Source organism: Bradyrhizobium sp. (assembly GCF_049581145.1).
GTDB lineage: Bacteria > Pseudomonadota > Alphaproteobacteria > Rhizobiales > Xanthobacteraceae > Bradyrhizobium.
This window is the reverse complement of sequence record NZ_JBAURI010000959.1, coordinates 1-6997: the sequence shown is the minus strand read 5'-3', so window position 1 is coordinate 6997 and position 6997 is coordinate 1. Positions and strand designations below refer to the sequence as shown.

Below are 6997 nucleotides of genomic sequence, written 5' to 3'. Positions count from 1 at the left end.
GTGCAACGGTTTCAGCACCGGCTCCGGCGATCCGACCGAGGTGATGACGAGTTCGGGCGCATGCCGCAGCAGCACCCGCAAGTCGTCAGCCAGCCTCGCATTGGAACGGTGCACGATCAGGTTCGGGCAGAGCGGCGCGGCGGGTTTGCCGTGCGCATCCGACGACGCGCGCAAGCGATTTTCGAGGTCGCTCAGCCAGCTATCGAGTTCCTCGGCACTGCGGCAGTTCGCCGTCGGAAAGGCGCCGATCACGCCATTGCCGCAGGCCGCCGCCACGAGCTCCACGCCCGACACCAGAAACATCGGCGCCGCGATCAGCGGCAGGCGCAAGCGGTCGCGAAAGCGCGCAAGAGGATCGGCAGTCGGCAAAATCATTGTCCCAGCTCGAACGGGGATGCTAGCGTCATCGGCAACATTGGCACGACCGAAGGCCGAAAACAAAACCGAGGGAGGGACGGGGATGAGCAATCCGCTCCATGCATTTCCAGTGGTGAGCGAACAGACGCTGCGCGCGCTGGCGCGCTATCCATCGCGTGTTGCATTCAGCTGGCCCGGCGGATCGCTCACCTATCAGGGCGCGACCGATTTGATCGGCCGTATCCAGAGCGTCTTGATGCGGCTCGGCCTCGCGCCCGGCACGCGCGTCGCATTCCTGACCGCCAACCGCGCCGACAGCTGGTGCGCCGGCGTCGCCGCGCAACTGGCGCGGCTCGCGATCACCTGGCTGCATCCCTTGGGCTCGCTGGACGACCAATTGTTTCAGCTCGAGGATTCCGAGGCCGCTGTGCTGGTGGTCGATGCCGCCGCGTTTCGCGACCGCGGCGGCCAACTGGCGGACAAGGCTTCCCACTTCAACACCTCCATCCTCAAGACCGTCTTCACCCTCGGAGCCGCCGACTACGGCGTTGACCTGTTGCAGGCGACCGAGCGGGCCGGCCACGCCACCGCGCGGTGCTTCGCCGGCCCCGACGACCTCGCGACGCTGAACTATACCGGCGGCACCACCGGAAAATCCAAGGGCGCACTGCGCCACCACCGCGAATATGGCGGCTTCGCCAATGCGATCCTGGCCGATTTCGAGATCCCCGATGCGGCGCGCTATCTGACCGTCGCCCCGATCAGCCATGTCGCCGGCACCAAGGTGCTGCCGACCTTGATGCGGGGCGGCACCGTGCACATGCTGACAGGATTCGACCCGGAGGCGGTGCTGCAGACCATCGCCCGCGAGCGCATCGACTTCACGCTGTTCGTGCCGACCATGATCTATGTGCTGCTGGATCATCCGGCGCTCGACCGGACCGACCTCACCTCGCTCGAGCTCGTGCTCTACGGCGCCTCCGCAATGTCGCCGTCGCGGCTGGTCGAAGGCATCGAACGGATCGGCCCGGTGTTCTCGCAGCTTTATGGCCAGACCGAATGCTATCCGGTCTCGGTGCTGCGCAAAAAAGACCACGACCCGAAGACGCCGGAGCTGCTTCTGTCCTGCGGCTTCCCGATCGCCGCCTGCGAAGTGAAGATCCTCGACGACGACGACCAGGAGGTCAGAACCGGCGAAGCAGGCGAAATCTGTGTGCGCGCGCCGCATGTGATGGCCGGATATTGGAAGCGGCCGGAGCAGACCGCCGACACGCTGAAAGGCGGCTGGCTGCACACCGGCGACATCGCCCGCAAGGACAAGCGCGGCTACATGTTCATCCTCGACCGCAAGAAGGACATGATCATCTCCGGCGGCTTCAACATCTTTCCGCGCGAAATCGAAGATGTTCTGTCGCAGCATGCCGATGTGGCGATGGTCGCGGTCGTCGGCGTGCCCGACGACAAATGGGGCGAGGCCGTCACCGCGATCGTGGTGCCGCGCGAGGGAGCGCGGCCGAGCCCGGACGAACTCATCAACCTCGTCAAGGCGCGCAAGGGTTCGGCGCACGCGCCGAAGCAGATCCAGTTCGCCAATGAACTGCCCATGACTGGCGTCGGCAAGGTCGACAAGAAGCTGCTGAAGGCCCGCTTCTGGGCGGGCCGCGACCGCATGGTTGGATGAGCGGCGGCGAGACCCGGGCGCGACGCAGCGTTCTGCCGGCGATGCGGAGCACCGTCCGGTCAAGCTATGCCGCAAAGCCCGAGAACGCGGAGCCGAAGAACGCAGAGCCGGAGAACGCAGAGCCGCCATCACTATGGAAAGAACTCCGGCCACATCGCGCGCCATTTCTCGGCCATCGCTCGAAAATCCGCAGGCTGGATGTCATGGCAGTGGGCGCCGCGAGCCGGCCGCACCCAGACTTGCGCGCTGGTCATGAAAATGTGTCCCGCGGGCATCAACCAGCTGGTGTCGTCGAGCGTGCCGGCGCGAAGATTCATCGAGTCCGGACGGCTGTTGCGCGAGCCGTAGATGCGCGCTCCGCAGTCGCCGCAGAACCAGGACGCCACTTCCGCGCCGGATGGCGACAGATGGTGCCAACCCCTCGGCTTGCCTTTCAAAATCCGAAAACCCTTGGTCGCAACCGGCATGTTGAGCGCAAAGGCGCTGCCTGACGCCCGCTGGCAGTTCGTGCAATGACAGGAGTAGAGCAACAGCGGAAAGGCCGTGATCTCGTAGCGAACCGCGCCGCACGAGCAGCCGCCGGTCAGGGGAAGCGAAGGTCGCGCCGCGCTCATGACCATCTCCGATCGCGCATGCGGGCTTCAAACTGCCCGAGAAATACCTGCCCTGCGACTCTCATCTTTGCTCGATCACGAGACTCTGCACCACGCGGCCGAAATAGCCGCGCGTGTCGGCGAGCCTTGCCATCGCGAGGCCTGCGCCGTGAGGGCCGATCCAGCTTTCTGCATCGAGCAGAATCCAGTCGCCGACCGGCTCGCGCGCCATGTTCACGGTGAGGTCGGCGTTGAGGAAGGTCCACTGCCGGAAATCGAGCGCGGCCGAGGTGCCGTTGCAGAAATCCGCGGCGATCACCGCGCGCATCGCCTGCGAGATGCCATAGCCCTCGACCAGCGGCCGGTCGACGCGATACCAGATCGCACCCGGCCCGGGCACACCGAATTGCCCACGCGCCGCACGCAGCGACACGCCCCTGACGAAAGGGCTGGAGGAAAACTCCGCGGGCTCCGGGCGCGACGCCTCGGGGCCGGGAAGCTCGACCGGCAGATCGGCGACATCAGACGGCAGCGGCAACGCCCGCGCCCTGATCTTGAGCACGCTCGCCGCGACCACAGCGGTGCCTTCGGCTTTCAGCGTGATGGCGCAAAGCTGGATCTTGCGGCCCTCGCGCAGCACACGGCTTTCGATCGCAAGCGGTTTCAGCGGCACCGGGCGCATCAGGTCGACGGTGACGCGTGCAATCCACATCGGCACCGGCGTCGGAATGGCCTGTGCGGCCCACACCACCAGACCCGCCGGCGCCGAGCCGTGCTGCATGCTTGGGTCCCAGGGCCCCGCGGCGTTCGGACCGGTAACGACGCTTGCGCCGTCAACGCGATAGATCGCCTCCATCAACTCAACGGTCCGCAGCGACAATCACCGTGGCGGAGCAACCCATCAGCTGGCCGCCGCGAACTTGGATTCGACGCCGCTCGGCAATTCGATATCGACTTCAAGCGTCGAGACATGCTTTCCCCTTTCCATCCGGACGATAACCTTTTCCGGATCGAGTACAACATGCCGCGACACCACCGCGAGGATTTCCTCGCGCAACTGCATCAGGAGATCGGGCTGGCCGCGCATGCCCCGTTCATGCGCCAACAGGATCTGCAGCCGCTCCCGCGCAATCGGCGCCGAAGCCTCGACCGGAGAGGAACGGCTGCTGAAAAGCCGTAGCATGCTCATGCGGCCCTCCGTCCCAACAACAGGTTCATCAATCCCTTGCGCTCGGTCGGCACCAGCATCGGGACGGTCTCGCCGAGCAACCGCCGCGTCGCGTCGAGATAGGCACGGGCCGGTGCGCTGGCGGGATTGTTGAGTGTGACGGGCGAGCCGACATTGGAGGCACGCAGCACATCCTGGCTTTCCGGAATGATGCCGAGCAGCGGCGTCGCCAGAATCTCGAGGATATCCTCGATGGAGATCATCTCGCCCCGGGCGGCACGCGCCGGATCGAAGCGGGTGATCAGGATATGCTTGTCCACCCGCTCGCCCTTCTCGGCCCTCACAGTCTTGGAGTCGAGCAGCCCGATGATGCGGTCGGAGTCCCGCACCGAGGAGACTTCGGGATTGGTGACGATGAGCGCCTCGTCGGCATAACGCATGGCAAGCGTCGCGCCGCGCTCGATGCCGGCGGGACTGTCGCAAAGAATCCAATCAAATGTCTTGCGTAACTCGGCAATGATGGTCCCGACGCCCTCATCGGTCAGGGCATCCTTGTCCTTGGTCTGCGATGCGGGCAGCAGCCACAGGGTCTCAATTCGTTTGTCGCGGATCAGAGCCTGCGGCAGCTTGGCGACGCCCTGCGCGACGTTGATGAGATCAAACACGACGCGCCGCTCGGCGCCCATCACCAGATCGAGGTTGCGCAAGCCGACGTCGAAATCGACGACCACGACCTTCTTTCCGGCCTGCGCGAGCGCAGCCCCTATCGCAGCCGTTGAGGTGGTCTTTCCGACTCCACCTTTACCGGACGTCACAACCAGCACCTTGGCCATATCTTACCTCCTTCTCAGTTGAGCGGCGTAATCCGCATAGTGTCGCCTTCGAGCCACGCCTGCGCCGGTCGATTGCGAAGAGCGGCGTCGAACTCCTCGGCCGTCTGGTAAAAACCATCGATGGCAAGAAGCTCCGCCTCGATCTTCTGGCAATAAATGCGCGCGGACGAATTGCCGTTGACGCCCGCCATCGCGCGCCCCCGCAGCGTCCCATAGACATGGATCGAGCCGCCGGCGACGATCTCGGCGCCCGAGCCGACCGAGCCCAGGACGGTCACGTCGCCTTCGGTGAAGATGACTGATTGGCCGGAGCGCACGGGGCTGTCGAGCAACAGCGAGGTCGGCGGCGGCCGGGCGGCGGCCTTCTCGGGCTCGGCCGGTTGCACCATGCAGTGCCGGCCGCCTCTCAGCAGAGGCGGCAGGCTTGGCGTCACCACGGAGGCGTCCACGCCCTCGAGGCCGAGCACGCGGATATTGCGCTGCTCGATGCTATTGACGAGATGGGTGATGGCGGTTGGGCTCAGCTCCACGGCCGACAGATCGAGAACTACCGGCTTACCAACAAAGAAGTTGGGCGAGCGCGCAAGCGTTGCGTCGATCTCTTCCAGCCAACCTATAATCGGCACGACCGGAGAAAAAACGAACGCGACGTAAGAGCGCCCACGGAGACGAACCTGCTGACGTGTCGGCTCGGCGGTTGAAATCATGGAATTCGACTCAGCCTTTGTTATCGAATGGTTAACAGTCGGCGGAGTTGGTTAATGCTAAGTTAACGCCCGAAAAATATGACCGAAATTGCCAGCGGTATTTACCAAGCTTTAACGTTTCATGGGTCGGCGACAAGAACTCAACGCAGTTCTGCCTCGATTCGGGCTTAATAATGTCTTGCCTCGGCTTCATCAAATCCGGGTGACGAACTGGAACGAACGACATGTCCGCCGAATCAGCGGGCGCTGTGTGTCGCTGACGAGCGAACATTGACTGGGGTCGAGTACGCGTAATGGGGTCGGTGGGTAAATTGCGGCAGCAGTCTCGCGACATGATGCGGATGACATCACGAGCTGTTCGATCCGCTCCCGCGGCTTTCGAGATCGTCCGGTCAACTTTTTCATCGCGACAGATCATTGGCCAGGAAACACTCCAGGACATACTGGGGCGGTCTCGCTCGAGATATCTGGTTGCTGTGGACCTTTGTGTATTGCGACCGCAGGAACGTACCCGTGCAACATTAGAGCTGACAGGAGTGGCGTATGAGTGATGGAAATGAGCAAGAACAAGTCGGCCCGCATGATCCCTTGCACTATGCGCCGAGACGATTGCGTGAGCGACCGGAGCAACGCTCGGCAACCGGCGAAGACAATCGATCCCAACCTCAGAAACGGCCCGAACCCGGCATACGTCCGATCCAGCCCCCGGCTCCCATCGACTCGCAGCTCGAGAGCGCGGTCTACGAATCCCTGCGCCGTCCGCTCGAGCCGCAAGTCCTGGTCGAGCCTCAGGCGCTGGCGCGCGAGCTCGACAAGCGAAACGCCATATTCGGCGTTGCCGGCCGCCTCGCCGCGGCCATCGGCGTCTCGGCCGTCATCGCGCTGTTCTTCGTCATCATGATGCCGGCGTCCCGGCAGTCGGACGCCCAATCGACGTTCCAGGCTTCGGTCCAGCAATTCTCGGCGGGGCTCGCCCAAGCGCACCCGGCCGAGGATACCGCCGCCTCGACAGCCAAGCCCGCCTTGGCCGAATTCCAGTCGTTGCTGACGACGACGGCTTCAGCCGACCAGGCCGCCGCTGCCCCGGCGCCGGCTGACAACAAACTGCTGCAGCAGTTCATGCAGTGGCGGCAGAAGGGCAACTCGCCGGGATCCGCGCAGCAATAGCATAGCAATAAATTTAGAGAGCGATAATAGTAACATGTCCAATCTGTGGTGCAATTCGACCCTGCCGAGTTCAGCTTTGAAGAGCTCCCGCTGGGCTATCGTCGTGTTCGGTGCCCTGCTGGCGACAGGTGCAAGCCCGGCATCCGCCGACAATCTGAGCGTCGTGCGTGACCTCGCAAGCCGCGTCGGGCCAATCATCGGTTCGGCGCTCGCCTGCCAGAATATCGCACGGCCTCGCGTCCAGGTCATCGTCGATAAGTTCCAGGCGGTGATCCGGGAGGCATCGACCAGCGGCTCCGAGCGCGATGAAGTCTCGCGGCTGTTCGACCGTTATGTCGCCGACGGCCGCGGCGCGGTGACCACCGGACGGCTGGATTGCCGGGGCGCGGACCATCAGCTCGCCGAGCTCGAACAATCCATCGCCGGCGCGTCCCCGCAGCCATCGCAGCCACCCGCAGCAGCAGCGGCGGCAGCTTCCGCCGGATCGGCGT

At 64.2% G+C, this 6997-nt stretch carries 7 protein-coding genes and 2 pseudogenes; 3 read left to right on the top strand and 6 right to left on the bottom strand.

Annotated elements, in window-relative coordinates; genetic code table 11:
- Positions 1 to 375 (bottom strand): annotated as a pseudogene (locus WCB02_RS31240) (nitronate monooxygenase); the annotation flags it as partial.
- An 85-nt stretch (positions 376 to 460) separates the two neighbouring features.
- Between WCB02_RS31240 and WCB02_RS31235 the strand changes: the two are divergent.
- Positions 461 to 2038, top strand: coding sequence for an AMP-binding protein (locus WCB02_RS31235; RefSeq protein ID WP_423964184.1), 1578 nt, complete (start codon positions 461 to 463; stop codon positions 2036 to 2038).
- 131 nt (positions 2039 to 2169) lie between these two features.
- Here the strand turns inward: WCB02_RS31235 and WCB02_RS31230 are convergent, their stop codons facing one another.
- The 5 genes from WCB02_RS31230 to minC all read right to left on the bottom strand — a co-directional run bounded on the left by WCB02_RS31230 (position 2170) and on the right by minC (position 5339).
- Positions 2170 to 2652, bottom strand: a complete 483-nt coding sequence (locus WCB02_RS31230; protein ID WP_423964181.1) for a GFA family protein — start codon at positions 2650 to 2652, stop codon at positions 2170 to 2172.
- A gap of 61 nt (positions 2653 to 2713) precedes the next feature.
- Complete coding sequence (locus tag WCB02_RS31225; protein WP_423964187.1) at positions 2714 to 3487, bottom strand: thioesterase family protein; 774 nt, start codon at positions 3485 to 3487, stop codon at positions 2714 to 2716.
- Positions 3488 to 3532: 45 nt separating this feature from the next.
- Positions 3533 to 3820: a cell division topological specificity factor MinE gene (minE, locus tag WCB02_RS31220; protein ID WP_423964179.1), complete on the bottom strand. Its 288-nt coding sequence runs from the start codon at positions 3818 to 3820 to the stop codon at positions 3533 to 3535.
- Positions 3817 to 4632: a septum site-determining protein MinD gene (gene minD, locus WCB02_RS31215; RefSeq protein WP_423964177.1), complete on the bottom strand. Its 816-nt coding sequence runs from the start codon at positions 4630 to 4632 to the stop codon at positions 3817 to 3819. The genes minE and minD overlap by 4 nt, the downstream gene beginning before the upstream one ends.
- 14 nt (positions 4633 to 4646) lie before the next feature.
- On the bottom strand, positions 4647 to 5339 hold the full coding sequence (gene minC / locus WCB02_RS31210; RefSeq protein WP_423964175.1) for a septum site-determining protein MinC: 693 nt from the start codon (positions 5337 to 5339) through the stop codon (positions 4647 to 4649).
- A 543-nt stretch (positions 5340 to 5882) separates the two neighbouring features.
- On the opposite strand from minC, the gene WCB02_RS31205 reads away from it, so the two are divergent.
- Together WCB02_RS31205 and WCB02_RS31200 are read left to right on the top strand one after the other, a co-directional pair.
- Positions 5883 to 6506: a hypothetical protein gene (locus tag WCB02_RS31205; protein WP_423964173.1), complete on the top strand. Its 624-nt coding sequence runs from the start codon at positions 5883 to 5885 to the stop codon at positions 6504 to 6506.
- Positions 6507 to 6540: 34 nt separating this feature from the next.
- Positions 6541 to 6997: pseudogene (locus WCB02_RS31200) on the top strand (ABC transporter substrate-binding protein); the annotation flags it as partial.

Bases quoted from the DNA above. Each gene is read 5' to 3' on its own strand.
- WCB02_RS31230 (WP_423964181.1), bottom strand. From the start codon at position 2,652: ATGAGCGCGGCGCGACCTTCGCTTCCCCTGACCGGCGGCTGCTCGTGC.
- WCB02_RS31225 (WP_423964187.1), bottom strand. From the start codon at position 3,487: ATGGAGGCGATCTATCGCGTTGACGGCGCAAGCGTCGTTACCGGTCCG.
- minD (WP_423964177.1), bottom strand. From the start codon at position 4,632: ATGGCCAAGGTGCTGGTTGTGACGTCCGGTAAAGGTGGAGTCGGAAAG.
- minC (WP_423964175.1), bottom strand. From the start codon at position 5,339: ATGATTTCAACCGCCGAGCCGACACGTCAGCAGGTTCGTCTCCGTGGG.
- WCB02_RS31205 (WP_423964173.1), top strand. From the start codon at position 5,883: ATGAGTGATGGAAATGAGCAAGAACAAGTCGGCCCGCATGATCCCTTG.
- minE (WP_423964179.1), bottom strand. From the start codon at position 3,820: ATGAGCATGCTACGGCTTTTCAGCAGCCGTTCCTCTCCGGTCGAGGCT.
- WCB02_RS31235 (WP_423964184.1), top strand. From the start codon at position 461: ATGAGCAATCCGCTCCATGCATTTCCAGTGGTGAGCGAACAGACGCTG.